Below are 26862 nucleotides of genomic sequence, written 5' to 3' on the forward strand. Positions count from 1 at the left end.
CCGCCGAGGGAGTTGCAAGCAGATCACCCGATCGTCGACAGACGGAGGCAGCGGCCGTGGGACACGACGACCTGTGGGAGTCCGGCGAGGCCGGAACCCCGGCCGACCTGCGGCCCGACATCCCGCACCCGGCCCGGATGTACGACTACTACCTCGGGGGAAAGGACAACTTCCCCGCCGATCGGGCCGCCGCCGAGAAGGCGCTCGCCGCCAATCCGGAGTTCCGCTCCACCGCGCGGGCCAACCGGGGCTTCCTCACCCGCGCGGTGCGCTGCGTCGCCGACCTCGGCATCGACCAGTTCCTCGACGTCGGCACCGGCATCCCCACCGCCGGCAACACCCACGAGATCGCCCAGGCCGCCGATCCCGGGGCGCAGGTCGTCTACGTCGACAACGACCCGATCGTGCTCAGCCACGCCCGCGCCCTGATGTCCGGCACGGGCCCGGGGCGGACCGCCGTCCTCCAGGCCGACCTGCGCGAGCCGTCCGCCGTACTCGCCGTCGTCGAGGCCGCGGGGCTCCTCGACTTCTCCCGACCGGTCGGCCTCGTCCTGGCCGCCGTCCTGCACTTCCTGCGCGACGAGGACAAGCCCCATCAGGCGGTCGACACGCTGATGGACGCGCTCCCCTCCGGCAGCCACCTCGTCCTCTCGCACGGCACTGCCGACTTCATCCCCGCCGAGGTCCGCGACCGCGTCACCGGCATCTACGACAAGGCCACCGCCCCCCTCGTCGGCCGCACCCGGGACGAGGTCCGCGCCTTCTTCGCCGGCCTCGACCTCCTCGACCCCGGCATCACCACCGTCCCCCTCTGGCGCCCCGACACCGCCCCCGCCCCCGGCGCCGACCGCGTCAGCATCTACGGGGCGGTGGGTCGCAAGCCCTGACGGCTCCCCTGGGCGAATATACCGACCGGTCTACAGATTCATCCCGGGGCGAAGGCGGGGCGACGGCGGGCCCGGGCGGGCCCAGGTGGGAGCGGGTGGAGCGGCGCCGGGGGGCTGGCTGGAGTCGCTTTAGGGGGGTTAATACCACCGACCGGGGCCACCACGTGCGGTTACTGTCGTCGGGACGGCCCCGGACGGGGGCGGTCATCAGGGGCTACCGCGCAACAAGCAGCGCAGGACACATGGGGGACGAACATGGGCAGGTACCACCGTTTCGCGGGAGCTCTCGTGGTCGCCGGGCTCTCCGCCGGGGTGCTCAGCGCCTGCAACCCGATCGGGACCAACTTCACCGACGACGCCACCGTCACGGACAAGATCACCGGCATCCGCCTGGACAGCGACGCCGGGGAGGTGACCGTGCGCGGCAAGGCCGGCGCCACCCAGGCCGCCGTCCACCGCAACATCACGTACCGGAGCGGCAAGCCGGGCGCGAGCACCCGGGTGGACGGCGGCCTGCTGGTGCTCGGCGGCTGCGGACGCAACTGCTCGGTGGACTACACCGTCGAGCTGCCGCCGGGGCTGCCGATCACCGGGGGGACGTCGGCGGGCGGGATCAAGCTCACCCAGGTCGGCGACGTCTCGGTGCACACCAGCTCCGGCGACATCACGCTCGACGACGTGGCCGGGCCGGTCGACGTGCGCACCGACAACGGCGAGATCAAGGGCACCTCGCTCAAGGGCGACCGGGTCAGCGCCAAGACCGACAACGGCGGGATCAAGCTCACCCCCGGCAAGGCCCAGAACATCACGGCGAAGACCTCCAACGGCGAGATCAACGTGACCGTGCCGACCGCCTCCTACCACGTCACCGCCTCGACCGACCTGGGCGAGAAGCACATCGGCGTCCAGAACGACCCGAACGGCCAGTACAAGCTGGACCTCGGGACGAACATCGGCGAGATCACCGTCAAGACGGGCTGACCGCCCCGGCCCCGCCGGGGGGGCGTAGCGGGGCCGGGGCGGGGCCGGGGGCAGGGGTGGTCAGAGACCGACCTGGACCTCGGCGCGGTGCCGGATGTACTCGTCGGGGTGCGCCCTCGCGATGGCCACCGCGGCCTCCACCAGGGCGTGCAGCCGCGACGGGTAGGCACGCGGCACCAGGGGCAGCCCGGGGAGGATGCAGCGCCGCACGTCCAGGTCCTCGTTGGCGACGAACTCCCGCAGCGCGGCCTCGTACCAGGCGTCCCGCACGGTCGACCCCTCGTCGGCGGCAGCCGTGCTGCGGCCGTCCCCGACCGACAGGGATGTCCAGTACCAGGCCCGGGCGGCGCCGGCGCGCTCGGCGTCGGTGCCGGTGTGCAGGTAGCCGAGCAGGGTCAGCCGCACCCGGCGCTGGCCGAAAGCGAGCAGGGCCGGCTCGACGAAGCGCCGGTTGAAGCTCGGGTTGGGGTCGTAGACCGCCGCCTCCAGCAGTGCCTCGAAGTACTCCTCGGGCAGGTCGGTACGCCCGGAAAGCGCCTTGTGGACCTCCCACCGGGCCGCGCTCGGGAAGTCCGCCCCGTGCGCGGCCTCAGCCCCGAGCAGGCGGAGCAAACGCGTCAACCGCAGGTCGAACTCCTGCGATCCGTCCGCCGTGCGCCCGGGCAACGGCTGGAGAATCCGCACCTCGCCTGCCGTGTCCTTGGTTTCCACGAACACCCTCCTCATCCTGAGTCATCGGCAGACTACTCGCTGATACACCAGTTCGGAGGTCGTTTTCGGGCAGGCTGGAATTCAGATCACCGACATATGGCCGGAGTTTGACGGTCGATCAGTCCTGCTACCGCCGCAGACCAGGCGAGTTGGACGGACGGATCGGCAGGCGGGCCGGCGGACGGGTCGGCCGGCGGCCCTTCGCCGGTCAGGCCGGACGGCCCGGCGGGACCAGGCCGGACTGGTAGGCGATCGCGACGAGTTGGGCCCGGTCCCGGGCGTCCAGCTTGGCCATCGCGCGGTGGACGTGGGTGCGGACGGTGAACGGGCTGACGAACATCCGCTCGGCGATCTCCTCGTTGGTGAGGCCGGTGGCGGCCATCGACATCACCTCGCGCTCGCGCGCGGTGAGGACGGACAGCCGCTCGGCGGTGCCGCCGGCCGCCGGATCGGGCTGGGCGAGGAACTGGTCGATGACGGCCCGGGTGGCGGCGGGCGAGAGCAGGGCGTCCCCGGCGGCGACGGTGCGGACGGCCGCGAGCAGTTCCGCCGGGTCCGCGCCCTTGCCGAGGAAGCCGCCGGCGCCGGCCCGCAGCGCCTGGGCCACGTACTCGTCGATCTCGAAGGTGGTGAGGATCAGGACCCGGGTGCCGGCCAGTTCCTCGTCGCCGCAGATGGCGGCCGTCGCACCGAGGCCGTCGGCGCCGGGCATGCGGATGTCCATCAGGACGATGTCGGGGCGGGTGGCGCGGGCGAGTTCGACGGCCTGGTGGCCGTCGGCGGCCTCGCCGACCACCTCCATGTCGTCCTCGGCGTCGATCAGCACCCGGAACGCACCGCGCAGCAGCGCCTGATCGTCCGCGAGCAGTACCCGGATGGTCATGCGTGGTCCTTGTCTACTCGAACGGCACGGTCTTCCCGGCCGGCCCGGTCCGCCCGTACGGCGCAGCCACCGCGGCCGGCGCCGTCGTCCCGGGCGCCGGTGCGCAGCGGGAGTTCGGCGGTGACCAGGAAGCCGCCGTCGGGCCGGCTGTCGGCGGTGAGGCGGCCGCCGACCGCGCCGGCCCGTTCGCGCATGCCGATCAGTCCGAAGCCGCCCTCGCCGGGGGCCGGGTGGGGCAGCAGGGCCTGCCGGGGGCGGGCGCTGGTCGGCGGGCGTCCGTTGGCGACGCTGACGGCGACCCGGCTGCCGCTGTAGGCGAGGGTGATCTCGGCGCCGGCGCCCTGGGCGTGCTTGGCGACGTTGGTCAGGGACTCCTGGACGATCCGGTAGGCGGTGAGGTCCACGCCGGGCGAGAGCGCGCGAGCCTCGCCCTCCACGGTGAGCCGCACCGGCAGGCCGGTGCGTTCGAAGGCGTTGATCAGCTCGGGAAGCCGGTCGAGGCCGGGGGCCGGTTCGAGTGGCGCGGGCTCCTCGGCTCGGCGCAGCAGGCCGACGGTGGCGCGCAGCTCCTGGAGCGCGGAGCCGGTGGCGTCGGTGATGTGGCTGAGCACCTCGCGAGCCTGGGTGGGGTGGCGGTCCATGAGGTAGACGGCGATGCCGGCCTGGGCGTTGGCGAGGGCGATGTGGTGGGCGACGACGTCGTGCAGGTCGCGGGCGATCCGGATCCGCTCGTCGGCGACCCGGCGGCGGGCCTCCTCCTCGCGGGTGCGTTCGGCGCGTTCGGCGCGTTCCTCGATGGCGGCGAGGTGGGCGCGGCGGTTGCGGATGGAGTCGCCGAGGGCGCCGGGCAGCAGGGCCCAGGCCAGGACGCCGAGCCGTTGGCCGATCGGGCCGCCGCCGTCGCCGATCAGCGACGTGCCGGTGAGCAGGACGGCGGAGGCGATCGAGGCGCGCAGGGCGGTGGCGCGGTCGGTCCGGACGGCGAGGAAGTACAGGGCGAGCAGCAGCGGGGTGGCCAGCCCGGGGGTGAGGCGGGGGGTGGTGAGGATGAGGGCCATCGTGCAGATCAGCGTGATGACGACCACTGCCCGCGGGTGCCGGCGGTGGGCGAACACGGTGACGGCGGAGACCAGCGCGATGGTGGCGCTGAGCGGCCTGAAGGAGATGACGTGGCCGGTCTGGTCGACGGTGACGCCGATGCCGGTCATCGCGATCAGGACGGCGCCGCCGACGGCGTCGAGCAGCCGGGGGTGGTCGCGGCGCAGCCGCTGCCAGGTGTCGCTCATCGTGGTGCTCTCCGGGTCGGGGGTGCCCTGGCGGCACCCTCGCCGGGTTCTGCCAGTTCGTGCCGAACCGCGCCCTGCCGGGCGGGGTGGGCCGGGTCGGGGGCCGCCGTGTGCGTGGCGGACCCCGACAGCAACGGTAACGGTAGGGATCGAACCATTGTCCGGGTCGGGGCCCGTCCCGTGGATCGGGACGGGCCCCGGCTGGTCCGCGGGGGGTCGGCCCTAGACGCCGACGGATTCCCGCCTAGACGCCGACGGACTCCCGGACCGGGGCCGGTTCGGGGGCGGCGGTCTGCAGCTTGCTGCCCTCGACGTCGATGTCCGGCACGAGCCGGTCCAGCCAGCGCGGCAGCCACCAGGCGTGACGGCCGAGCAGGGCCAGGACGGCCGGGACGATGGTCATCCGGACCACGAAGGCGTCGAAGGCGACGGCCGCGGCGAGGCCCAGACCCATCATCTTGATCATCGGTTCGCCCATGCCGATGAAGCCCGCGAAGACGGCGATCATGATGAACGCGGCGGCGGTGACCACCCGGGCGTTGTGCCGGAAGCCGGTGACGATGGCCTGGTCGGGCCGCTCGCCGTGGACGAAGCCCTCGCGGATCCGGGTGACCAGGAACACCTCGTAGTCCATGGCGAGGCCGAAGACCACGCCGACCATGAAGATCGGCATCATGCTCATCACCGGGCCGGTCTGTTCGACGCCGATCAGATTGGCCAGCCAGCCCCACTGGAAGACCGCGACGACCGCGCCGAGCGCGGCGGCTACCGAGAGCAGGAAGCCGAGCGCCGCCTTCAGCGGGACGAGCACCGAGCGGAACACCACCAGCAGCAGGACGACGGCGAGGCCGACGACCACCGCGAGGTAGGGCACCAACGCGTCGGTGAGCTTCTGCGAGACGTCGATGTTCATCGCCGTCGTACCGCTGACCAGGACCGTCGCCCCGGTGGCCGTCTTGAGGCCGGCGGCGTGGCCGCGGATGGCCTGGACCAGGTCCTTGGTCTCCGCGGCGCTCGGACCGGTGGACGGGACGGCGTTCAGCAGGGCGGTGTCCCCCGCCTTGTTGAACATCGGCGGGGTGACGGAGACCACGCCGGGCAGCGCCGAGACCGTCTTGGCGACCTCGCTCGCGGCGGCCTTCGGGTCGGGCGTGCCCTTGACGTCGACCATGACGGTCAGCGGCCCGTTGAAGCCGGGGCCGAAGCCCTCGGACAGCAGGTCGTAGGCGCGGCGCTGGGTGGTGGAGGTCGGCTTCGACTCGTCCCCGGGCAGGCCGAGCCGCAGGTCGAGCGCGGGGGCGGCGAGCACCCCGAGGCCGATCACACCGCCGAGCAGCACCGCGAGCGGGCGGCGCAGCACGAACTTGGCCCAGCGGGAGCCGCCGTTCTCCTTCTTCGGCTGGACGGCGCCCTTGCGGGCCTTGCGGGGCAGCACCCGGCGGCCGATGAAGCCGAGCAGCGCGGGGACCAGGGTGAGCGCGACCAGGACGGCGATGACCACCGTGCCGGCCGCGGCCATGCCCATCTTGGCGAGCATCGGGATGCCGACCACCGAGAGCCCGGCCAGGGCGATCACCACGGTGAGCCCGGCGAACACCACGGCGGAGCCTGCGGTGCCGACGGCCCGGCCGGCCGCCTCCTGCGGGGTGCGGCCCTCGGCGAGCTCGGCCCGGTAGCGGGAGACGATGAACACCGCGTAGTCGATGCCGACCGCGAGTCCCAGCATCATCGCCAGCGTGCTGGTGGTGGAGGACAGGCCGAGCGTGCTGCCGAGCCCGGTGATCAGGGCCATGCCGAGGCCGACCCCGATCACGGCGGTGAGCAGCGGCAGGCCCGCGGCGACGAGCGAGCCGAAGGTGATCACCAGGACGACCGCGGACAGCGCCATGCCGATCATCTCGCTGCTGCCGCCGGCCTCGGGCTTGGCCATCAGCGCGTTGCCGCCGACCTCGACCTTGAGCCCGGCGTCCCGCCCGTGCTGGGCGGCCTGTTCGAGGGCGTCGGTGGCGCCCTTGGACAGCTCGCCCGCCTTCACGGAGTAGCTGACGGTCGCGTACGCGGTGGTGCCGTCCTTGGAGACGGTGTTGGCCTTGAACGGGCTGACCGCGCCGGAGACCTCGTCGGCGTGGGCGAGCTCGGCGACCGTCCGCTCCACCGCCTGCTGGTTGGGCTCGGCGGTGATCTTCTGCCCGGACGGGGCGACGAACACCAGGCGGGCCGAGGCGCCGTCGGCGTGGCCGCCGGGGAAGCGCTCGTTCATCAGGTCGAAGGCCTTCTGCGCCTCCGTACCGGGCATCGCGAAGCCGTCGTCGGGTGCGGCGGGCGCCTTGGCCGCCAGGACTCCGCAGACCGCCAGCACGGCGACCCAGAGCAGGGTCACCAGCCGACGTCGGACGAAGGCCCAGCGGCCCAGGCGGTACAGGAACGTGGCCACGGAAGAGTGGACTCCTTCGGATCTCGGTCAGAGTGCGCACCGCGGCCGCCCCGGCGCCTTTCGACGCGGACCGCCCGCAGCATGACCCATCCTTGACGGCCGGCCCCTCCTCCGTCGTCGTCCCTGCGCAGGCCGTCTGCGTACTGCGGACGCAGTACGGCCCCTCCCCGGACGGCGGAAGCGCATCAGCTGTGGTGGGAGCGGTCGGGCGCACTCCCGGCGGTGGCGACGGGGCAGCGGCAGGGCGGCGACGGGGCCGGGCGTCGTCACCCGGGCGGGCGGCGACGACGGGCCGCGGCCCGGCGGGCGAAGTAGCGTGATGTGCCGGGACCGACACTTTTCGTACGGTTCGGCCCCATCTGACCCGATCGGTGCTGACCCCAGCCCGCCGCCGGAGGTGCCCATGGGCGTTCCAGCCGCCCGCATCGTGTTCGACGAATCCGACCGCGCGGCCGTAGCCGAGGCGGTGATGGAGATGCTCACCACCGGCGCCCTCACCCTGGGCCCGTGGACCGAGCGCTTGGAGCAGGCCTTCGCCGCCGAGCACGGCGCCTCGCACGCCGTAGCGGTGAGCAGCGGCACCGCGGCGCTGGAGGTGATCCTGCGCACGGTCGACGTCCGGGGCCGCGACGTCGTCGTACCGGCCGTCACCTTCTACGCGACCGCCGGCGCCGTCCTGCACGCCGGCGGGCGCCCGGTGATCGCCGACGTCGACCCGGCCACCCTGGCGCTCTCCCCCGAGACGCTGGAGGCGGCCCTCACCCCGGATACCGCAGCCGTCGTACTCGTCCACATCGGCGGACTGATCACCCCCCGGGTCGAGGAGCTGCGCGCGCTCTGCGACCGGCACGGCGTCCCGCTGGTCGAGGACGCCGCGCACGCCCACGGCAGCAGCCTCGACGGGCGCTGCGCCGGGACGTTCGGCCTGGCCGGGGCCTTCTCGTTCTACCCGACCAAGGTCACCACCAGCGGCGAGGGCGGCCTGATCCTCACCGAGTCGCCCGAGCTGCGCGACGAGGCCCGCACCTACCGCGACCAGGGCAAGGGCTCCTTCACCACCAACCACCACGTCCGGCTCGGCCACGCCTGGCGGATGAGCGAGCTCAGCGCGGCCGTCGGCGCCGTGCACCTGCGCCGGCTCAAGGAGTTCATCGAGACCCGCCGGGCCGTCGCCCGCCGCTACGACGAGGCGCTGGCCGGGCTCGACGGCCTGGAGCCGGTGCTCGAACCGTCCGGCTGCCGCGGCAACTACTACAAGTACGTGGCGCTGCTGCCGCCCGGGGTGGAGCGCGCCGCGTTCAAGCGGGCGGTCGCCGAGGAGTACGGCGTGCGGCTTTCCGGCGAGGTGTACGACCTGCCGCTGCACCTGCAGCCCGTCCTCGCCCCCTACCGGCGCGGGCCGCTGCCGGTCGCCGAGGACGTCTGCGCGCGGCAGGTGTGCCTGCCGGTGCACTCCGACATGACCGGGGACGAGACGGAGCAGGTCATCGAGGCCGTCTCGGCGGTGCACCGGAGACTCGCCGGATAGCGGCGCGGGGTCGACCCGACCAGGCGGGCGCGCCGAGGCGCTCGACACGGAGTGCGAGAAGGCGCTCGACACGGAGCCCGACAAGGAGAGAGATCGTGCGGATAGCCGTCACCGGGGGATGCGGATTCATCGGGTCACACGTCGTGGACCACCTGATCGCGGCCGGCCACGACGTCCTCGCGGTGGACACGACCGACAAGTACCTCAACCCCGACGCCGAACACGCCCGGCTCGACATCCTCGACCTCGCGGCCCTCACCTCCGCGCTGGCCGGCAGTGAAGTGGTGTACCACCTCGCGGCGATGGCCGACGTCGAACAGGTCTCCGCCGACCCGGTGCGGGCCGTGCGGACCAACATCGACGGCACCGAGGCCGTCCTGGAGGCCGCCCGGCGCAGCGGACTGAGCCGCACCGTGCTGGCGAGCACCGTCTGGGTCTACGGCGCCGCTCTCACCGACGATCAACTTGACGGCGGAGAGCAGGAGTTGGACGAGCAGGTGCCGATCGAACTGGAACACAGCGGCCACCTCTACGTGGCCACCAAGCTCGCCGCCGAGATGCTGGTGCACAGCTACCGCGAGCTGTACGGGCAGCACTTCACCATCCTGCGCTACGGCATCCCGTACGGGCCCCGGATGCGCGACGAGCTGGTCGTCGCCCGGTTCGTCCAGGCCGCGCTCACCGGGCGGCCGATCACCATCGCCGGCGACGGGCGGCAGAGCCGCAACTTCGTCTACGTCGAGGACCTCGCCGACGCCCACGTCCGGGCCCTGTCCCCCGCCGCCGAGGACCGGACCTTCGCCCTGGAGGGCTCCACCGCCGTCTCGGTGCGCGACATCGCCGACACCGTCGACGACCTGCTGGGGCCGGTCTCGATCGAGCACATCGACGGCCGCAAGGCCGACTACACCGGGCGGCGGATCTCCTGCGCCCAGGCCAAGCGCCTGCTCGGCTGGTCTCCGCACACCAACTTCGCCGACGGCGTGCGGAGTTACGCCGACTGGTACCGGGCCGCCGCAGCCGCCTCCGCCGCCTCCTGAGCGGGCCGCCCGATGCCGCACGCCCTGCTCGTCTCCGGCTCCCTCGGCCAGGGCCACGACGTGATGGCCCAGGCCTGCGCCGACACCCTGCGGGCCCGCGGCTGGACCACCCACACGGTCGACGCGATGGCCCTGCTCGGGCAGCGCTCCGGCGCCGCCGGGGAGGCCGTTTTCCGACGGCTGCTCGACCTGCCCGGCGTGTACGACGCCTTCCACTTCTCGGCGTTGCGGCCCGGTGCCCGGCTCGCGCTGCTCGCCGACGCGGCCGCCCGCAGCCGGCTCGTCCCGGCGCTGCGCCAACTGGTCGCGGCGCAGCGGCCGCAGCTGGTGGTCTCCGTGTTCGCCACCGCCACCTCGGCCGTCAACCGGCTGCCGCGACGGGACTTCCGGCACTTCGTGTTCTGCACCGACGTGACGCCGCACCGGCTCTGGGTGCAGGAGGGCACCGACCTCTTCCTGGTCACCTCCGAGGTCGCCGCCTGCGCCGTGCGCCGCTACCGGCCGGATGCCGCCGTCACCGTCCTGCCCGCTCCACTGCGGGAACCGTTCTACCGGCCGCCCGGCCGGGCCGAGGCGCGCGCCGAACTGGGCGTCCCGGCGGGCGGGCGGTGCGTGCTGCTGATGTCCGGCGCCTGGGGGCTCGGGCCGCTCGCCCGCACCGCCGCCTCGCTCGCCGCCGCCGGTCCGCACGTGCTCGCCGTCGCCGGGCGCAACCGGGAACTGGAACGGCGGCTGCGGGCCGCCGCCCGCCGGGAGCCGCGCCTGCACCCCTTCGGCTACACCGACCGGATCCCCGCCCTGATGGCCGCCGCCGACCTCGTCGTCACCAGCTCCGGCGACACCTGCAGCGAGGCCCGCGCCCTCGGGCGGCGGTTGCTGCTGCTCGACGTCGTCCAGGGCCACGGCCGCGACAACCTCCAGCACGAGCTGGAACTCGGCCACGCCGACGTCGCCTCCGCCCACCCCGCCGAAGTGGTCCGCAACGCCCTCGCCGCCCTCGGCCGCCCCGGGCCCGCGCCCTCCCCCGGCGCCACCCCGGAGCCCTGGCGCACCGGGTTCACCGCAGCCCTGGCGCAGGTGGGGCTGGCGTAGCCGAGGGCCGGGGCAAGCAGTGCGGGAGCCGCATCGGGCGCCCGGGAAACCGCCGTCGGGGCGGGGCTTCGTCGTCCGCCCGGCGCTCGACGGCGGGCGCGGTGCCGTCAGCCGCGGGCGGCCCCCGGGACGGCGTGGTCGCGGAGCGGGCCGAGGGTGAGGGAGTGGGCGCGGCAGTGGGCGGCGATCAGCGGAAGGGCGGCGAGGGTGGCCCGCCAGGAGTCGGGGGCGGAGGTGCAGTCGGAGTCGTGCAGGAGCAGGGTCGCGCCGCCGGTGAGGCCGGGGCGGGCGGTCGCGTAGACGGAGACGCCGGTCGCCTCCGCCGTCCAGTCGCGGCCCCAGGCCGTCCACAGGACACTGCGCAGGCCCAGCCGCCGGGCGGCCAGGGCCGGGCCGGCCGTCAGCACCCCGTACGGCGGGCGGTACCAGTGCGGGCGGACCCCGCACAGCGCGGTCACCGCCTCGCTCGCGCGGCGCAGTTCGCGCAGGTCACGGGCCGGAGCCGGGTACCACTGCGGCCGGTGGTGCCAGCCGTGCACGGCCACCTCGTGGCCGCGCAGCACCAGCTCCCGGCCGAGGGCGGGGGCGCGCTCCAGCATCGAGCCCAGCAGGAAGAAGGTCGCCCGGACACCGCCCAGGGCGTCCAGCGCGTCCAGGATCTCCGGGGTGCTGCGCGGGTCGGGGCCGTCGTCGAAGGTCAGGGCGACGTGGTGCGGGTCCGCGCCGAGGCCGGCGGTTCGGCGGGCCAGCGTGCGGCGCAGCGCCGGGAGGCGCACCGCCGCCGGGGCCAGGTGCGCGAACTCCGCCGCGGCCGCCGTCACGGTCGCCGTCGCGAGCACCCGGGTGGCCGTGTTCACCGGGCTCACCCGAAGCGGGAGGCCATGCGCCGGAACACGCCCGGTGCCACGCCGTGGATCCGGGCCGGGAAGCCGAGCCAGTGCGGCACGAAGAGCCGGTCGCGCCCGGTGGTGATGGTCGCGACCACGGTGTCGGCGACCCGCTCCGCCGGGACGGGCCGTGGCCGCTCCCGCTGGTAGGGCGTGCCGCGCCGGTCGAAGAACGGGGTGTCCACCGGGCCCGGCAGCACCAGGCGCACCCCCACCCCGGTGCCGCGCAGCTCGTACCAGAGGCTCTCCGCGAACATCGCCAGCCCGCCCTTGGTCGCCGCGTACCCCGACTCGTCGCGCACGCCGACCTGGCCGGCCATCGAGCCGAGCAGCACGATCCGGCCCCGGCGGCGCTCCAGCATGCCCGGCAGGAGCAGGCGGACCAGCCGCAGCGGGGCGGCGAAGTTGACCTCGATCATCCGGTCCAGGACGTCCGAGGGGGTGTCCGCGAACGGTCCGCGCCACCCCAGGCCGGCACTGGCGACCAACGCGTCCACCCGGCCGGCCTCCGCGAGGGCCGCCTCCGCGAGCCGGCTCGGGCCGTCCGGCTTGCTCAGGTCCTCGGGCAGGACGCGGCCGCCGGTCCGGGCGGCGACCTCGTCCAGGCGGGCGCGGTCCGTACCGGACAGCAGGGTCCGCCAGCCGGCGTCGGCCAGGCGGACGGCCGTGGCCAGGCCGATGCCGGAGGACGCGCCGGTGACGAGCACGACCGGAGGGTCGGCGGGCCCCGGCCGTCGGGGGCCCGGCTGGGCTTCGTCCGCCATCGCGCACCTGCCGCTCCGTGGGCGTGTCGCCGTCCGATTTGTCCGGCAAGTCACCTTCGCACGGCGGCGCCACCCGGGCTACCGGGGCGGGACGGCCGGCTCCGCGTCCGCCTCCGGGTCCGGGCCCGGTTCAGGGTCCCGCTCCGCCGAGCCCGGCCGCGCAGCGACCACCTCCGCGGACTGCCCCTCCAACTCCCCGAACCTGGACAGCAGGAAGGTGCCGCCCACCGCCACCGCGAAGCCCGCCAGCGCGCACCACTCGAACCCCGGACGCGCCGCGTCGCCCAGCGCCGCCACGCCCACCAGCGCCGGGCCGAAGGTCTCGGCGACCGTCCCGGCGGCGGTCGCGGCCGTGACCGTGCCGCGCTGAAGCGCCAGCGCGTACGCCAGGTAGCCGCCGAGGCCGCCCACCGCGAGCGCGTACGCCGCCGGGTCGGTGAGGACGGTGACCAGACTCGACGCGTCCATCACCCGCACCGCCAGGCTCGTCACCCCGAACCCCACCCCCGCCAGCAGCCCCAGCCCAGCCGCCGCCACGGTGCCGGCCCGGCGCACCAGGACGAGGGTCAGCAGCAGCATCACGGCGGTCGTCGCGAGCAGCGCCCAGTGGAACAGCGGCGGGGCGTGCTCCCGGCCCTCCCGGCCCGACCCCGACGCCAGCAGCGTCAGGCCGACCACCACGGCGACGATTCCCGCCACGTCCCCCCGGCGCAGCCGTGCCCCGAGCAGCCGGACGGCGGCGAGCGCCGTCACGGCCAGGCTCGCGTTGGTGACGGCCTGCACGAGGAACAGGGGCAGGCTGCGCAGCGCCACGACGCTCAGCGCGAAACCGACGATGTCCAGCACCGTGCCGAGCAGGAACTCCCACGACCGCGCCAGCGCGGCCAGCAGCCCCGCCCGCACCCGGTCCGCCTGCGGCGCCGACCGCGCCCCGCGCGCCTGGAACACCGCCCCGAACCCGAAGCACACGGTCGCGACCAAGGCGGTGGTGAGTCCCAGCAGCATGCCTCTCCCAGCCTCACGGGCAGCGTCGATCCACCACCAGTCTGTCCCCGGGACGGCGAGGCCGCACGGGTGGAGGGGGTTGGGTGGCGACCGGGCGGGGGCGACCGGGCGGGCGGGGTCAGGGCTTGAGCGCCACGGCCGCGTAGGCGGCGGCCTCGGGGGCGGTGGCCGGCGGGTCGGTGGGGGTGGGCCGCCAGTGGGGGGTGGGGACGGTGCCGGGGGCGATGAGGCTCCAGCCGTCGAAGAAGCGGGTGAACTCGGGGAGCGTGCGGGCCTGGGCGTCGGTGCCGGCGGATTCGTAGATCCGGACCAGGCCGGCGATCTCGGCCGGGGCGAAGTCGGGGGTGACGTGGGTCATCACCAGGGCGCTGCCGGGGGCGAGGGCCGCTTTGAGGTGCTCGACGAGCTCGTGGGCGCCGCGGGTGTCGGGGACGAAGTGCAGGAGGGCGTTGAGGGACAGCGCGACGGGCCGGGTGAGGTCGATGGTGTCGCGCAGGCCGGGCGAGGCGAGGAGGCGGGCGGGGTCGGTGACGTCGGCCTCGACGTAGGCGGTGCGGCCTTCGGGGGTGCCGGTGAGCAGCGCCTGGGCGTGTGAGAGCACGATCGGGTCGTTGTCGGCGTAGACGACGCGGGCGGACGGTTCGACGCTCTGGGCGACCTCGTGGAGGTTGGGCGGGGTGGGGATGCCGGTGCCGATGTCGAGGAACTGGTCGATGCCGGCCCGGGCGAGGGCGCGGGTGGAGCGGTGGACGAAGGACCGGTTGGCGCGGGCGGCGACGCGCAGCCAGGGGGCGACCGCGAGGGCGTGCCCGGCGGCCTCGCGGTCGGCGGCGAAGTTGGTGAAGCCGCCGAGGTAGTAGTCGTACATCCGGGCCGAGTGCGGCATGTTGAGCCGCAGGTCGACTCCGTCGTAGAGGCTCATCGCGTTCCCCCTTGGCGTCGTGGACACCTGTCGATTGGTGCCCACCGTATCCGGAGGTCGAGCGCGGACCGCCGCGCTCCAACCAGTCGGCCGATCCCATGGGATGACGATCTGTGTTCGGGATGCGGCCTGGAGTGACGGGCCGGATGGACTGAGGATGGGCGCAGACAGCCCGACCCTCGAGTGGCCCGCCGAGCTGCCGGCGGCCACGGAAAGCAGGCTCGATGACGATCGACAGGGGCGCCCCCGTGCGCGGGTACCGGGGAGTGCCGACGCTGGAGCGCGCCGACGGCGCGGAGTCGGACCGGGAGGCCGGTGGCGACCTCGGCCTGCGGCTGGACCTCACCTACGCGTCGTTCTGCGAGACCCATGAACCCGCTTGGCACGCTCTCGCGTTGACCAGGATAGGCGGCCAGGCGGACGCCGCGCTGGTGGTCGAGGCCGTGAAGGCGGACCTGGCCCGCTGCTGGCCTCAGGTGCTGCGGTTCGAGGAGCCGGCCGCGTACGCCTGGCGGTTGGCGAACCGGCACGTCTCGGACTGGATGTCCGCCGAGGAACCGGTGGCGGTGGAGGCCGTCACCTTCGCCGCGGTGATCGGCGCGTTCAAGCAGGTCGCGAACGGGCTGCTGCACAGCGAGGCGGACGAGGTGCGGCTGTACGCGGCGATCCTCGAACTCCCTGACCGACAACGGGATGTGATCATCCTGCGGTACCTGCTGGGCCTGCACGTCAAGGTGATCGCGGCCTACCTGGGGCGGCCGGTGGCGACGGTGCACTCCAACCTGCGGCACGCGCGGGAGCGACTGGCGCGCCGGCTCGGCGTGGGCGAACTGCCCGACCGCTCGGGCGAACCGGCCGACCGAGCGGGTGAACCGCCGGACCACGCGGGTCAGCTGTGACGCCCGGGCGGGAAGCGGACCCGGCCGACGGGGCGGGCGCGAGCGACAGGACGGGTACGAGCGGCGAGGCGGGTACGAGCGGCGGGGGGCGTGCGGTGGTCCACGTGCCCCGGCCGGAGCGCGCGCACGCCGAGCGCATCGCAGCACTGCGCCAGGCCCGGCTCACGGCCGCGCCGACACACCTGCCGTCGGAGTTCGAGCAGGCCGCCTTCGAACTGGGCCTGGTGGTGGCCCTGGTACTGGGCGCACCGGACGCCTCCCGGGGGCTCGACCTCCTGGTGAACGCCCGCCGGATCCAGCCCGAGGGCGCGGAGGTGTTCGCCGCGCTGCTCTACGCGACCGGGAGGGAGGAGGGCGCCGAGTTCTGGTGGCGCTTCGCGGCCGGATCGGGCTGCGGCACGGCGGCGTACTGCCTGCACCTGCACCATCTGAAGCTCGGCGAGAACGACGACGCCGACTACTGGCGGGCCTGGTCGGACCAGCTGGCGGCGGCCGGACGCCCCTCCGGGCCGATGCCGTTGCGGATGACCAGGCCGCTGCTGCCGGACGACGTGCGGCGCGACATCCTGTCCCGGGTCCACCACGGGCTGGCGCCGCAACTGCCGCCGCGGCTGGTCGCGGTGATCGACCGGCTGCCGTTGCAGGGCGACGAGGACGAGGAGGAGGTGCCGAGCCCGTGGGGGCTCACCTCGGGGGCGACCTCGGCGTGTTCGTGGGATGTCCGGTGGGACGGCGAGGACCCGTTGGAGTGAGCCCGCCCGCGCCTGCCCGCACTCCCCCGTTCAGGTGAGCACCGCCTGCCGGGCCGCGATGTCCGGGTCGCGGCCGCCGCCGGAGGTGACGGCCTCCGCCCCGGAGCCGGTGTGCCGGACGACGTAGCGGTGCGGCGCCATCGCCGTGTCGCGGCCGGGCAGTGCGGCGACCACCGCGTGGTGGGCGACGGCCGGGGTGAGTTCGCGGTCCGCGCTGGTCAGCCTGGCGGTCAGCCTTCCCTCGTCCAGCGCCAGCTCGATCTCCGCCCGCGCGCCGAGGGCGGCCTCCAGCAGGGCGCGGACGGCGGCCAGGTCGATCCAGGAGCCGTCGACCAGGTGCCACTGCCCGCTCCGGTCGGGGGTCGGCACGCCGCCGACGCCGGGCAGGGCGTCGAGCGGCACGGGCCCGCGGGCGGCGGCGGCCAGGACGGCGAGCAGCGCCCGCCCGAACCGGTCGGTCTCGTCCGGGTCCAGCACCTGCGGGCAGCTGATCAGGGCGAAGTCGAGGCTGCCGCTGATCCGCAGGATGGTGAACATCAGCCGGACCGGCAGCTGTGGGGCGGGCAGCCGGGTCAGTTCGGGGTCGGCGGTCGCGGCGGGTTGGGCGTCGGCGACGGCGGCGGGGATGGTCAGGCTCAGGTCGTTGACCACGACATGGCGGGGGAAACGGATGCCGCGCAGGTGGGCGCAGTCCTCGATGAGCCGCCAGACCTGTTCGGCGTCCAGGGTGCTGTGCCAGTAGGCGCTCAGCGAGGCCGCCTTGGCCCGGCCGATCAGCTGGTCGAGGTCGGCAGTCCCGGTGTCGAGCAGGATCAGGGCGTCCTGCGCCAGGGTGCCGACGTGGTCGACCAGGGCGGCGCGCTGACGGTTCGCGGAGAGCGCCGAGAGCGCCAGCCCGGTGCGGCCCGACCGGTGCGCGACGAGCGCGGCGAAGGCGGCGAGCAGGACGACGGACGGGCTCGCGCCGGTGCGGCGGCAGACGGCGGCGAGGTCCTCGGCGGCGGTGCGGGAGCGGACCAGGACGGCGGAGAGGTCGTGCGGGGGGCCGGTGATCCGCGCGTCGGCGAACACCACCTGCGGGCCGGTGGCGAGGCTGCGGGCCCAGTACCGCAGGGCGGCGGCCGACTTGCGGCGGCCCTGCGCGCTCCGTTCCGCGTCCGCGATCCGCAGCGGGGTCGGGGCGGTGACCGGCGGGAGGTCCTTGCCGGCGGCGAGGTCCAGCCAGTCCTGGATCAGCAGCACGGTGGCGGCGCCGTCGGCCCCCGCGTGGCAGACCACCGCGACCAGCCGCAGCAGTCGCTCCCCGTCCGCGACGAGGGTGAAGCGCAGCCGCGGGGCGGCCGCCAGGTCGAACGGAACGGCGACGTCGGCCCGACCCAACTCCGCCGCAAAAGCGTCCAGTTGGAGGTCGCTGCGGTCGCCCGCCTCGATCACGGTGACGGTGAACCGGCCTTCCGGGTGCACCACCTGGCGCTCCGGGAAGCCGTCCGCGCCGGGGCCGGCGGGGAAGGAGGTGCGCAGCGACTCGTGCCGTTCGACGAGTCGGCGCAGGGCGGCCAGCCCGGCGGACACCGAGGTGCCGTCCGGGACGGGCCAGAGCGAATCCTTGTTGATCTGCTCGGGGGCATCGCGCCCGATGCACCGGATCATGTTGTCCTGGCCGAGCGTGAGCGGCCCCGAATCGACAGCCGCACCACCGGCCGAGCCGTCGGCCGAGGCCGCGTACCGGACCTCGATCCGTCTACTGGTCTGTGTCTCGCCGTACGGGGTCACGTCGTACGCGCCTTTCGGCTCGCCGGGGAAGGGTTCAGCGGGGGTGTGATCGGGACGCTACCAGCGACCTCACACACTGGTCCAGACCAATCGCCCACCACCCCGATGGTTCGTCAATTTCCGCACGAGACAGGAGAGTTGGCATGAACCGAACCATGACTACGGAAGGGTCAACGCGCTCAGCACGCCGAGCCTGCGGTCCAGGTCGGCGACCAAGACGGGGCGCCCCTGCGCCCGCCAGGCGGGCAGCTGCTCGGCGAGCTCCGCCCAGGCCCCGGTGAACGGCTGGGCCGCCGAGCCCTCGGCACCGGCCAGCCCGGGGCCGAGCACGAGCGCCGGGTCGGGCCCCAGCTCGGCGGCCCGGGCCCGCACCACCGCATCCGGCAGCTCGGCACCGGGCATCTGGTGGACGGTCATGTCAGGCCCGGGGGCCTCCTCGCAGACCAGCACCACCACACCGTGCCGCTCCGGCAGCGCCACCGGCGCGGCCGGCTCGTGGTGCAGCGCGGTCTGCTCGGCGAGCACCACGACCGCCCGGCGGCAGGATCCGGTGCGGTGGTAGTCGACCGCGAGGCGCAGCGCGGTGAAGGCCGCGGCGACGCCCTGGTCGCAGACCGCGAAGGCGAGCGGCGTGCCCGGACAGGACCGGCTGAGCGCCAGCGAGGACGGCGCACCCGGTCGGACGTCCGGTGTGTCGAAGGCCAGGATCAGCAGGTCGACGGGCTCGTCCTCGGCGAGCGCCTCGCGCACCAGGCCGGCGGCCAGCTCCTCGTAGGAGTGGCCGACGCCCTCGCTCAGCAGGTCCTCGCGCAGCGGCAGGCCGTAGGGGCGGACGAGGTCGGAGACGAACACCCGCAGGTCCGGGTGGAGCGAGGCCTCCGAGCGGCCGTCGAAGCGCCGCGCGAGCGCCCGGGTGATCCGCAGGCCGTGGTCGGCCACCCGGTCAGTCCTCGGGGATGACGTGTCCGGCGACGTAGTCGGCCAGCTTGGTGACCGAGCGCAGGTCGTCCTCGGTGATCTGCTCGACGTCCACCTGGATGTCGAGCGACTCCTCCAGCTCCAGGATGAGCTCGATGGTGCCGGCGGAGGTGAGGCCGAGGTCGTCGAAGAGGCAGGCGTTCTCGGGGATCTCGGGCAGTTCGCGCTTGAGGACTCGGGGCAGCAGCTCGCCGATGCCGGTGCGGATCCGCTCGCGCAGCTCGGGGTCAGTGGTCTGGACCACAGGTTCTGACATGGGTGTCCCGTCCCGTCGTACGTGGGAGAGTGGTCTGGCGTGGGAAAGACGGACGAAGCCGACGCTTCGTCAGCAGCGGACCGCCATCGCGGAGAAGGTGGCTCCGACACCGGCGGCGGCGATCAGGTAGTGGTCGCCGCGGCGCAGCAGCCCCCGCGTGGTGGCGGTGTGAAGATTGATGAGGCTGTCCGCAGCGAAACTGTGCCCCACCGACAGCACGTTGTCCAGCACCACCTTGTCGAGCGGATAGCCGATCCGGCGCGCTATCATCCGCCACGACGCCTGGTTGACGTTGTGCGGAAGCACCGCGGCCAGGTCGGAGAGGTCCAGACCGGCCTCGTCCAGGGCGGCCTCGATCGCCTCCACCATCACGTTGGGGTACTCGCGCTGGTAGCGGGCCAGGAGGTCCGCGTCCTCGGCCAGCCGGCCGTCGAACTCCGGGCGCTGGCGCACCGCGAAGGAGAGCACCCGGTGGCGCTCGCCGTCGGCGCTCACCAGACAGGCGGCCGCGCCCTCGGCGAAGATACCCGTCTCGGGCACCACCTGGGCGTCCTTGGTGAAGGTCTTCTCGCCCGCCAGGATGAGCGCCAGTGCCCGCGGGTCGGGCTCGGCGGCGAGCAGCCGGCCGGCCAGGTCGATGGCCAGCAGGCCCACCGCGCACGCGTGGTGGGTCACCGTGAAGGCGTTGGCGTGCGCGAGGCCGCGCGGGGCGAGCAGGTCGTGCAGTGGGTTGAGCGGGTAGGGCACCGCCACCGGCATGCTGCGCGCGTGGATCACGAAACGGACGTCCCGTTCGCGTCCGCGCAGCTCAGGCAGGTTGTCGAGGGCGGAGTCAAGCAGGTCGGGCAGCGTCCCGGACGGGTCCAGACGGAGCTGGTCCAGTCCGTGGAAGCGGCGGAAGAGTCGAAGTTGACGTGGGGTCAGGCCGATCCGCTCACCAACCGCCTCGATGGGCACGGCGTGCGGGGGGAGGTGAACGGCCACTGCCTCCAGTGCTGTCACGCGGGCTAGTATTCCGACGCCCGCCTGGTCGCACAAGTGATCTCGGGCCCTTCACCGTCGCGTTCGTCTCCGAGGCCGCCGGATCCGCCTGCGGGGCCTACGCGTTCACCCCCGTGCCGTCGAGCAGGTGGGAGACCCCTTCGATGTCCGATGCCATTTCTCACACGTCGTCCGACCGTGAACCGCACCACCCCGCCGCGCCGTTGCACCCCGAGCTGGCCGCGCTGCTGGCCGAGGCCGCCGGGGCACCGCCCGGCTGGGCCGACCGGCTGACCCCGGACGCCCGGCTGGACGGCGACCTGCTGCTCGACGAGGGCGAACTGGCCGCGCTCGCCGGGCGCCTGCGCGAACGCTTCGGCCCGGCGGCCGACCTGGCCCGGCTGCGCGCCGGGCTGGACCTGGCCGCCCTGGAAGCGCTGACCGTCGCCGACCTGCAGAAACTGATCTCCGAGGAGCGTGCGCGATGACCCGGTTCCTGCTGGTGATGCCCCCGTTGACCGGCCACGTCAATCCCGCGGCGGGCATCGCCGCCGAGTTGACCGCGCGCGGACACGACGTCGCCTGGACCGGCACCGAGTCGGTGCTGCGCCCGCTGCTCGGTCCCGGGGCCCAGGTGCTCGGCACCGGCACCCGGGCGTTCCGGGCGCAGGGCGGGCACGGGCTCGCCGCGCTGCGTTCGCTCTGGGAGGGCTTCATCGTCCCGTACGCGCGGTTCACCGCGAAGCCGCTGGACGCGATCGTGCGGGAGTTCCGGCCGGACGTCCTGCTCGTCGACCAGCACACCCCGGCGGGCGCGCTGGCCGCCCACCGGCACGGCCTGCCGTGGGCGAGCTTCGCGCCCGGGGCGATGGAACTGGGCCGCCCGTACCGGGCGCTGCCGCAGGTGGAGGCCTGGATGACCGGCCTGCTGCGCGGGTTGTGGGAGCGCGCCCGGCTGCCCGCGCAGGAGTACGTGGACCCGCGTTTCTCCCCCGCCCTGGTGCTGGCGACCACTGGTCCCGCGCTGACCGGTGACGACGCGCCGCCCCCGCACCACGCGCTGGTCGGGCCGGTCCACTCCGTTCGGCCGGCCGATCCGGACTTCCCGTGGGAGCGGCTGCTGCCCGGGCGCCGGCGGGTGCTGGTCACCATGGGCACACTGGCCGGCGAGCTGGGCGCGGACTTCCACGCGCGGGCCGCCCGGGCGCTGGAGCTGTGCGGCGACGACGTGCAGCCGGTGTTCGCCGCCCCGCGCGAGCTGCTGCCCGAACTGCCGCCGCAGGCCGTCGCGGTGGACCGGGCGCCGGTGCTGGAGCTGATGGCGCGCGGCGCGCTGGACGCGGTGCTGTGCCACGGCGGGATGAACACCGTCGGCGAGGCCCTGACGCACGGCCTGCCGCTGGTCACCGCACCGATCCGGCACGACCAGCCGTTCGTCGCGGCGCAGGTGGCGGCGGCCGGGGCGGGGCTGCGGGTGCCGTTCGCCCGGGTGACGCCGGAGCGGCTGGCGCGGGCCCTGCGGGCCGTCCTGGACACGGCCGACTACCGGCGCGGCGCGGTTCGGGTCGGCGAGGCGCTGCGCGCGGGCGGCGGGGCGGCCACGGCCGCGGACCGGCTGGAGGCCCTGGCGGCCCGAGCCGGGCAGGACTTCCGACAGCCGCTACCGGGGACCCTGTAGCAGACCGGAAGATCAACGTCCATTGGTCTAGGCCATTGTCTCCGGGCCGGAGTTCGGCCTAGGGTGGCGCCCAGCACCGCCTTCGCAGGTGCCGAGCACCGCCTTCCCAGGTGCCGTGGCAGCCCATCCCAGCACGGGAGTTCCGGTTGATCGAGACCACGGGACTGCGCAAGTCCTATCGCAAGAAGACCTCCCGCAAGAGCGGCGAGAACCCCACCGTCGACGCTGTGCGCGGCATCGACCTGTCCGTCGACGCGGGCGAGATCTACGGTTTCCTCGGGCCCAACGGCGCCGGGAAGACCACCACCCTGCGCATGCTGGCCACCCTGATCCGCCCGGACGGCGGTCAGGCCAGCATCGCCGGGGCCGACCTCTTCACCGACCCGGCCGGTGTACGCCGCCGGATCGGCTACGTCGCCCAGGGCGGTGGCACCACCGACACCGTCAGCGCCCGCGAGGAACTGGTGCTCCAGGCCCGGATGTACGGCGCCGCCAAGGCGCAGGCGGTCCAGGCCGCCGAGGGCGCGCTCAAGGCCTTCGACCTGGCCGAATTCGGCGACCGCCCGTGCGCCACCTACTCCGGCGGCCAGCGCCGCCGGGTGGACATCGCGCTCGGCGTCATCCACGAGCCCCGGGTGCTGTTCCTGGACGAGCCCACGGTCGGGCTGGACCCGGCCAGCCGGGCGTACGTGTGGGAGGAGATCCGCCGGCTGCGCACCGAGGGCATGACCGTCGTCGTCACCACGCACTACCTCGACGAGGCCGACGCCCTGTGCGACCGGGTCGCGATCGTCGACCACGGCCAGGTGGTGGCCGAGGGCACGCCCGAGGTGCTCAAGCGCGAGATCTCCGGCGACGTCGTGCTGCTCGGGCTGGAGCCCGGAGAGGGCGTCGCCGAGCGGGCCGCCGAGGTGCTGCGCCCGCAGCCGTACCTGCACCGGCTGGAGTTCAGCGGGGAGGACGGACTGCGGCTCTACCTGGAGGACGGCGCGGCGGCCATCCCGCAGCTGCTGCGCGCACTGGACGGGGCGGGCGTGACGCCCGGCACCGTCCAGCTCCAACGCCCCAGCCTGGACGACGTGTTCCTGGCCCGCACCGGCCGTTCGCTCCAGCAGTCCTGATCCGCCCATTCCTGGGGAGACCATGAAGCTCGCCCGCGACACCTGGCTGGTTTTCCAGCGCCAGGTGCTGCTGATGATCCGCACCCCGATCTGGATCGCCGTCGGGATCATCCAGCCCGTGTTCTACCTGCTGCTGTTCGCCCCGCTGTTGAAGAAGGTGCTCGCCCCCGACGGTGCCAGCAGCTACGCCGACGCCTACCAGGTGTACGTGCCGGGCCTGCTGGCGGTGCTGTGCATCTTCGGCGGGCTGTTCACCGGCTTCAGCCTGCTCGGCGAGCTGAGGGCCGGCATCATCGAGCGCTCCCGGGTGACGCCGGTGAGCCGGCTGGCGCTGCTGCTCGGGCGGGCGCTGCGGGAGATGGTGGCGCTGCTGGTGCAGGCCGTCCTGATCACCCTGATCGCGCTGCCGTTCGGGCTGCGGGTGAGCCCGCTGAACCTGCTGCTCGCCTACCTGCTGCTCGGGCTGCTGGCGCTGATGACCTCGGCGATCTCCTACGGCATCGCGCTGATGGTGCCGACGGACGCGGCGATGGCACCGGTGGTGAACACCATCGCGCAGCCGATCGCGCTGCTCTCGGGGGTGCTGCTGCCGCTCACCCTGGCGCCGCACTGGCTGCAGCAGACCGCCAGGTGGAACCCCTTCTACTGGGCGGTGGAGGGCATGCGCGCGCTGTTCTCCGGCCACCTCGGGGACAGTTCGGTGTGGCAGGGCCTGCTGGTCGTCGTGGTGATGACCGTGCTGTCGGTGTACTGGTCGGCCCGGCTGTTCTCCACCCGGGTGCGCTGAGACACGACGCACGAGGACGGGGACACGCGCACGAGGAGGGGCCCGGCTCACGAGCCGGGCCCCTCCCGCTGTTGCCGGCGCCGCTCAGGAGGCGATGAACGCCGCCAACTTGGCCACACCGTCGATGATCTGAGACCGCGTCAGCGAGCTGATCGAGAGCCGCAGCCGGTGCTCCCCGCCGCCCGCCGGGTAGAACGGCGCCATCGGCGTCCACAGCACCCCGTACCCGCGGGCACAGCGCTCCATCGCCGCGTCGTCGGCGGCGAACGGGACGGTCAGCACGGCGAAGAAGCCGCCCTCGGGCCGGTTCCAGGACACGCCCGAACGGCGCCGCTCGGAGGCCGGGAAGTGCCGGTCCAGCTCCCGCAGCAGGGTGTCCATGCCCGCCGCGTAGTGGGCCGTGGCGGCGGCGTTGGCGGCGCGCAGCCGGCAGTCGTGGCGCAGCAGCATGCCGCCGATGACGGCCTGGCTGAGCGCGGGCGTGTTGACCGTCGTCATGCTCTTCAGCTTGGCCAGTTCGTCCGCCAGCAGGGTGCGCCGCCCGCCGGGGCCGACCACCTCCTGGTCGGCCACGACGTAGCCGAGGCGGGCGCCGGGGAAGCAGGTCTTGGCGAAGGAGCCCAGGTAGACCACCTGGCGGCGGCGGTCGAGCGCCTTGAGCGTCGGCCGCTCCCCCGGGTCGCGGGCGAAGAAGCCGTACGGGTTGTCCTCGATGACGAGCAGGCCCTCCTCGGCGGCCGCCTCCAGCAGCCAGGTGCGGGCCGCGACGGGCATGCTGGTGCCCGAGGGGTTGGCGAAGTCCGGGACGACGTAGAGGGCGCGCGGGCGGCGGCCCTCGGCCCGCACCGCCCGGGCGGCGGCGCGCACGGCCTCCGGGTCGGGGCCGCCGGCCGGGCCCTCGGGGACGGGGAGGGTGGTCAGGTCGAGCAGCCGGGCGGCGCCGGTGACCCCGACGTAGCAGGGCGAGCTGACCAGCAGGACGTCGTCCGGGCCGGCGCACAGCGCGCGCAGGGTGAGCAGCATGCCCTCCTGGGCGCCGACCGTCAGCACCAGGGCCTCGGGGGCCACCGCCAGGCCCTCGTCGTTGGCGAGGGTGCGGGCGACCAGGTCGGCGATGATCCCCTTGGTGGGGCCGTACTGGAACAGCGCGGTGCGCACGGCGTCCCGGTCGAGGCCGCGGGCCGCCAGGTGGGCGAGGTAGGTGTCCAGGTAGGCGGGCACGTCCTCGGGTTCGAAGAAGCCCTCGTAGGGGCGGCCGGGGGCGAAGGAGACGGCGTCGGGGTAGCGGGTGGTGACCTCGTTGAGGAAGGTCATCGCGTCCAGCAGCGGGTCGGCCAGGCTGGCGTGCAGGTCGGCCAGGGGCAGGGGCTCGGGCGCGCTCACCGCAGGGCCTCGCGCAGCCGCTCGGCGGCGTAGCGCTGGGCGTCGGCGGCCGCGTCCAGGGTGCCGGTCATGGCGAAGAAGCCGTGCGGCATGCCGGCGTAGCGGCGGCTCTCCACCGGGACGCCGGCCGCGCGCAGCGCCTCGGCGTACTGCTCGCCCTCGTCGCGCAGCGGGTCGTACTCGGCGGTGATGACGGTCGCGGGCGGCAGTCCGGCCAGGCCGGGGGCGCGCAGCGGGGAGGCGTGCGGGTGGGCGCCGTCGGCGGGGTCGGCCAGGTAGTGGCCCCAGTACCAGGCCACCGAGCGGCGGTTGAAGAGCATCGGGTCGTCGTGCTCGCGCAGCGAGGGGGTGTCGGCGGCGTGGTCGGTGTTGGGGTAGACGAGCAGCTGGTGGCGCAGGGCCGGGCCGTTCTCGTCGCGGGCGATCAGGGTGAGGGCGGCGGTGAGGTTGCCGCCGGCGCTGTCGCCGCCGACGGCGAGCCGACCCGGGTCGACGCCTAGCTCGCCGGCGTGTGCGGCGAGCCAGTACAGCGCGGCGCGGCAGTCGTGGACGGCCGCGGGGAAGGGGTGTTCGGGGGCGAGCCGGTAGCCGACGGAGGCGGTGACGCAGCCGGCCGCGTTGGTCAGCCGGCGGCAGATCGCGTCGCTGGTGTCCGGCGAGCCGAGGGCCCATCCGCCACCGAACAGGTACAGCAGGGCCGGTAGTTGACGGCCGGGCGGCTCGGGGCGGTAGAGCCGCAGGGCGAGTTCGCCGCCCGGGCCGGGAATGCGGTGCTCCTCGACGGCGGCGACCGGCTCGGGGCTCCCGGCCGCGGCGCGGATGTCGGCGAGGTCGGCGGCGCGGGCCTCGGCCAGGGTGAGGGTGTAGAGCGGCGGCGCACCGCTGCTCGCGCGCCGGGCGCGCAGCGCCTCGGCCTGGGGGTGCAGGGGCATGGGTGGTCCCGTTCGGTACAGATCCGGTGCGGAGGCGTCGGCGGGCGGACTCAGGGCCTGAGGGCTTCAGGATCCAGGGGTCCATGGGCCTGAGGACACGAGGGCCTAGCGGTCGGCTTCGACGTAGACGGTCTCGTCGGTGCGGAACGCGGTGTCGAGGTCGGCGACGTCGGGGCGGGCGCCCTGGCGGTAGGCGCAGTGGCGGATCCGCTCGGGTTCGAAGCCGGCGAGGGTGAGGACGTGGCGCAGCTCGTCCAGGTCGTAGATCCACTGGTGCCCGTAGTGGCGGAAGATCTGGTTGACCAGGAAGGCCGGGCGGGCGGGCATCGGCGGGCCGAAGCCGAGGGTGGTGAGGCGGCGGCGGTGCTTGGCGAGGAAGCCGTCCCCGTTGGCGTAGCCGGCCAGGTAGCGGGCGAGGTCCGGGGTGGTGAGGCGCAGCACGCCGCCGGGGCGCAGGACGCGGCGCACCTCGCGCAGCCAGCCGACCGCGACCGGCATGGTGACGTGCTCGATCAGGTGCTCGGCGTAGACCCAGTCGACGCTGGCGTCGGCGAAGGACAGCGGCCGGCCGATGTCGAGCTGGGTGAACCAGCGGTCGCCGTCGACCCGGTAGAGGGTGCCGGGCTCGGTGGCGGCGCCGGGGCTGCGCAGGGTGGTGAGGTCGGTGCCGAGTCCTTCCGGGTGGGCGGTCCGGAAGGCGGCGAACTCGATTCCGGTGAGGCCGAGTTCGCGGAATCCGGCGTGGTCGCGGGGCAGCCCGCCGGGGTGCGCTTCGAGCGTGTCGCAGGTGGCGACCTGCTCGCTGAAGGCGTCCAGGCGGGTGGCGAGGCCGTCGGGGTCGTCCCAGTCCCAGCCGGGGAAGGGGTCGTTGCGCTCGGTCTCGGGGGTCGGTTCGGTCATCT

The 26862-nt window shown here is 74.3% G+C and carries 26 protein-coding genes; 11 read left to right on the forward strand and 15 right to left on the reverse strand.

The features are described from left to right. Nucleotides 1-56: 56 nt before the first annotated feature. Together ACIO9K_RS24200 and ACIO9K_RS24205 are read left to right on the forward strand one after the other, a co-directional pair. The gene (locus ACIO9K_RS24200) at nucleotides 57-887 is read left to right on the forward strand and encodes an SAM-dependent methyltransferase (protein ID WP_363617153.1); all 831 of its coding nucleotides are present in this window, start codon (nucleotides 57-59) and stop codon (nucleotides 885-887) included. Between the two features lie 255 nt (nucleotides 888-1142). Beyond that, nucleotides 1143-1868, forward strand: coding sequence for a DUF4097 family beta strand repeat-containing protein (locus ACIO9K_RS24205; protein ID WP_363582585.1), 726 nt, complete (start codon nucleotides 1143-1145; stop codon nucleotides 1866-1868). A 60-nt stretch (nucleotides 1869-1928) separates the two neighbouring features. Here ACIO9K_RS24205 and ACIO9K_RS24210 read toward each other — a convergent pair whose 3' ends face one another. The 4 genes from ACIO9K_RS24210 to ACIO9K_RS24225 all read right to left on the reverse strand — a co-directional run bounded on the left by ACIO9K_RS24210 (nucleotide 1929) and on the right by ACIO9K_RS24225 (nucleotide 7182). Then, nucleotides 1929-2579 (reverse strand): hypothetical protein, encoded by a 651-nt coding sequence (locus ACIO9K_RS24210; RefSeq protein WP_363582583.1) that lies wholly within the window; start codon nucleotides 2577-2579, stop codon nucleotides 1929-1931. A gap of 208 nt (nucleotides 2580-2787) precedes the next feature. Further along, nucleotides 2788-3462, reverse strand: coding sequence for a response regulator transcription factor (locus ACIO9K_RS24215; protein WP_350885603.1), 675 nt, complete (start codon nucleotides 3460-3462; stop codon nucleotides 2788-2790). Further along, nucleotides 3459-4748, reverse strand: coding sequence for a histidine kinase (locus ACIO9K_RS24220; protein ID WP_363617156.1), 1290 nt, complete (start codon nucleotides 4746-4748; stop codon nucleotides 3459-3461). The genes ACIO9K_RS24215 and ACIO9K_RS24220 overlap by 4 nt, the downstream gene beginning before the upstream one ends. Nucleotides 4749-4992: 244 nt before the next feature. Further along, nucleotides 4993-7182, reverse strand: coding sequence for an MMPL family transporter (locus tag ACIO9K_RS24225; protein WP_400332937.1), 2190 nt, complete (start codon nucleotides 7180-7182; stop codon nucleotides 4993-4995). Between the two features lie 403 nt (nucleotides 7183-7585). Here ACIO9K_RS24225 and ACIO9K_RS24230 point away from each other — a divergent pair, with 403 nt between their 5' ends. From ACIO9K_RS24230 to ACIO9K_RS24240, 3 genes are all read left to right on the forward strand, one after another. Beyond that, the gene (locus ACIO9K_RS24230; RefSeq protein ID WP_363617160.1) at nucleotides 7586-8710 is read left to right on the forward strand and encodes a DegT/DnrJ/EryC1/StrS family aminotransferase; all 1125 of its coding nucleotides are present in this window, start codon (nucleotides 7586-7588) and stop codon (nucleotides 8708-8710) included. Between the two features lie 95 nt (nucleotides 8711-8805). Next, nucleotides 8806-9750, forward strand: coding sequence for an NAD-dependent epimerase/dehydratase family protein (locus ACIO9K_RS24235; protein WP_400332941.1), 945 nt, complete (start codon nucleotides 8806-8808; stop codon nucleotides 9748-9750). 12 nt (nucleotides 9751-9762) lie between these two features. Beyond that, complete coding sequence (locus ACIO9K_RS24240) at nucleotides 9763-10842, forward strand: hypothetical protein (RefSeq protein ID WP_400332945.1); 1080 nt, start codon at nucleotides 9763-9765, stop codon at nucleotides 10840-10842. A 107-nt stretch (nucleotides 10843-10949) separates the two neighbouring features. On the opposite strand, the gene ACIO9K_RS24245 is transcribed toward ACIO9K_RS24240, so the two are convergent. The 4 genes from ACIO9K_RS24245 to ACIO9K_RS24260 form a co-directional block, all read right to left on the reverse strand. Beyond that, a complete protein-coding gene (locus tag ACIO9K_RS24245) occupies nucleotides 10950-11708 on the reverse strand; it encodes a polysaccharide deacetylase family protein (protein ID WP_400332948.1) in 759 nt (252 codons plus the stop codon). Continuing rightward, complete coding sequence (locus ACIO9K_RS24250) at nucleotides 11705-12436, reverse strand: SDR family NAD(P)-dependent oxidoreductase (protein ID WP_363617168.1); 732 nt, start codon at nucleotides 12434-12436, stop codon at nucleotides 11705-11707. Before ACIO9K_RS24250 ends, ACIO9K_RS24245 begins: the two co-directional genes overlap by 4 nt. Nucleotides 12437-12571: 135 nt before the next feature. Then, entirely contained in the window at nucleotides 12572-13498 is a 927-nt protein-coding gene (locus ACIO9K_RS24255; RefSeq protein WP_400332951.1) for a hypothetical protein, read from the reverse strand. A 118-nt stretch (nucleotides 13499-13616) separates the two neighbouring features. Then, a complete protein-coding gene (locus ACIO9K_RS24260; RefSeq protein ID WP_363617172.1) occupies nucleotides 13617-14420 on the reverse strand; it encodes an SAM-dependent methyltransferase in 804 nt (267 codons plus the stop codon). Nucleotides 14421-14644: 224 nt separating this feature from the next. On the opposite strand from ACIO9K_RS24260, the gene ACIO9K_RS24265 reads away from it, so the two are divergent. After that, nucleotides 14645-15319 carry an RNA polymerase sigma factor gene (locus ACIO9K_RS24265; RefSeq protein WP_400332954.1) on the forward strand — a complete coding sequence of 225 codons (675 nt, stop codon included), beginning with the start codon at nucleotides 14645-14647 and terminating at the stop codon, nucleotides 15317-15319. A gap of 95 nt (nucleotides 15320-15414) precedes the next feature. Continuing rightward, nucleotides 15415-16071 (forward strand): hypothetical protein, encoded by a 657-nt coding sequence (locus tag ACIO9K_RS24270; RefSeq protein WP_363617176.1) that lies wholly within the window; start codon nucleotides 15415-15417, stop codon nucleotides 16069-16071. 30 nt (nucleotides 16072-16101) lie between these two features. Here the strand turns inward: ACIO9K_RS24270 and ACIO9K_RS24275 are convergent, their stop codons facing one another. From ACIO9K_RS24275 to ACIO9K_RS24290, 4 genes are all read right to left on the reverse strand, one after another. Next, a complete protein-coding gene (locus ACIO9K_RS24275; RefSeq protein ID WP_400332957.1) occupies nucleotides 16102-17844 on the reverse strand; it encodes a condensation domain-containing protein in 1743 nt (580 codons plus the stop codon). Nucleotides 17845-18003: 159 nt separating this feature from the next. Continuing rightward, entirely contained in the window at nucleotides 18004-18783 is a 780-nt protein-coding gene (locus ACIO9K_RS24280) for a hypothetical protein (RefSeq protein WP_400332960.1), read from the reverse strand. 4 nt (nucleotides 18784-18787) lie between these two features. Beyond that, a complete protein-coding gene (locus tag ACIO9K_RS24285; RefSeq protein WP_079136143.1) occupies nucleotides 18788-19078 on the reverse strand; it encodes a phosphopantetheine-binding protein in 291 nt (96 codons plus the stop codon). A 69-nt stretch (nucleotides 19079-19147) separates the two neighbouring features. Continuing rightward, nucleotides 19148-20080: a 3-oxoacyl-[acyl-carrier-protein] synthase III C-terminal domain-containing protein gene (locus ACIO9K_RS24290; protein WP_363582555.1), complete on the reverse strand. Its 933-nt coding sequence runs from the start codon at nucleotides 20078-20080 to the stop codon at nucleotides 19148-19150. 143 nt (nucleotides 20081-20223) lie between these two features. On the opposite strand from ACIO9K_RS24290, the gene ACIO9K_RS24295 reads away from it, so the two are divergent. From ACIO9K_RS24295 to ACIO9K_RS24310, 4 genes are all read left to right on the forward strand, one after another. Next, the gene (locus ACIO9K_RS24295; RefSeq protein WP_400332964.1) at nucleotides 20224-20547 is read left to right on the forward strand and encodes a hypothetical protein; all 324 of its coding nucleotides are present in this window, start codon (nucleotides 20224-20226) and stop codon (nucleotides 20545-20547) included. Further along, the gene (locus ACIO9K_RS24300; protein WP_363617187.1) at nucleotides 20544-21737 is read left to right on the forward strand and encodes a glycosyltransferase; all 1194 of its coding nucleotides are present in this window, start codon (nucleotides 20544-20546) and stop codon (nucleotides 21735-21737) included. Before ACIO9K_RS24295 ends, ACIO9K_RS24300 begins: the two co-directional genes overlap by 4 nt. 146 nt (nucleotides 21738-21883) lie before the next feature. Next, nucleotides 21884-22858 carry an ATP-binding cassette domain-containing protein gene (locus ACIO9K_RS24305; RefSeq protein WP_063350668.1) on the forward strand — a complete coding sequence of 325 codons (975 nt, stop codon included), beginning with the start codon at nucleotides 21884-21886 and terminating at the stop codon, nucleotides 22856-22858. Nucleotides 22859-22880: 22 nt separating this feature from the next. After that, nucleotides 22881-23645, forward strand: coding sequence for an ABC transporter permease (locus ACIO9K_RS24310; protein ID WP_400332969.1), 765 nt, complete (start codon nucleotides 22881-22883; stop codon nucleotides 23643-23645). 84 nt (nucleotides 23646-23729) lie between these two features. Here the strand turns inward: ACIO9K_RS24310 and ACIO9K_RS24315 are convergent, their stop codons facing one another. The 3 genes from ACIO9K_RS24315 to ACIO9K_RS24325 form a co-directional block, all read right to left on the reverse strand. Beyond that, nucleotides 23730-25028 carry a PLP-dependent aminotransferase family protein gene (locus ACIO9K_RS24315; RefSeq protein ID WP_400332972.1) on the reverse strand — a complete coding sequence of 433 codons (1299 nt, stop codon included), beginning with the start codon at nucleotides 25026-25028 and terminating at the stop codon, nucleotides 23730-23732. Beyond that, nucleotides 25025-25960 carry an alpha/beta hydrolase gene (locus ACIO9K_RS24320; RefSeq protein WP_400332975.1) on the reverse strand — a complete coding sequence of 312 codons (936 nt, stop codon included), beginning with the start codon at nucleotides 25958-25960 and terminating at the stop codon, nucleotides 25025-25027. Before ACIO9K_RS24320 ends, ACIO9K_RS24315 begins: the two co-directional genes overlap by 4 nt. Nucleotides 25961-26065: 105 nt before the next feature. Next, complete coding sequence (locus ACIO9K_RS24325; protein WP_400332978.1) at nucleotides 26066-26860, reverse strand: class I SAM-dependent methyltransferase; 795 nt, start codon at nucleotides 26858-26860, stop codon at nucleotides 26066-26068. Between the last annotated feature and the right edge of the window lie 2 nt (nucleotides 26861-26862).

It is taken from the genome of Kitasatospora sp. NPDC087271, assembly GCF_044744605.1.
Lineage (GTDB): Bacteria > Actinomycetota > Actinomycetes > Streptomycetales > Streptomycetaceae > Kitasatospora.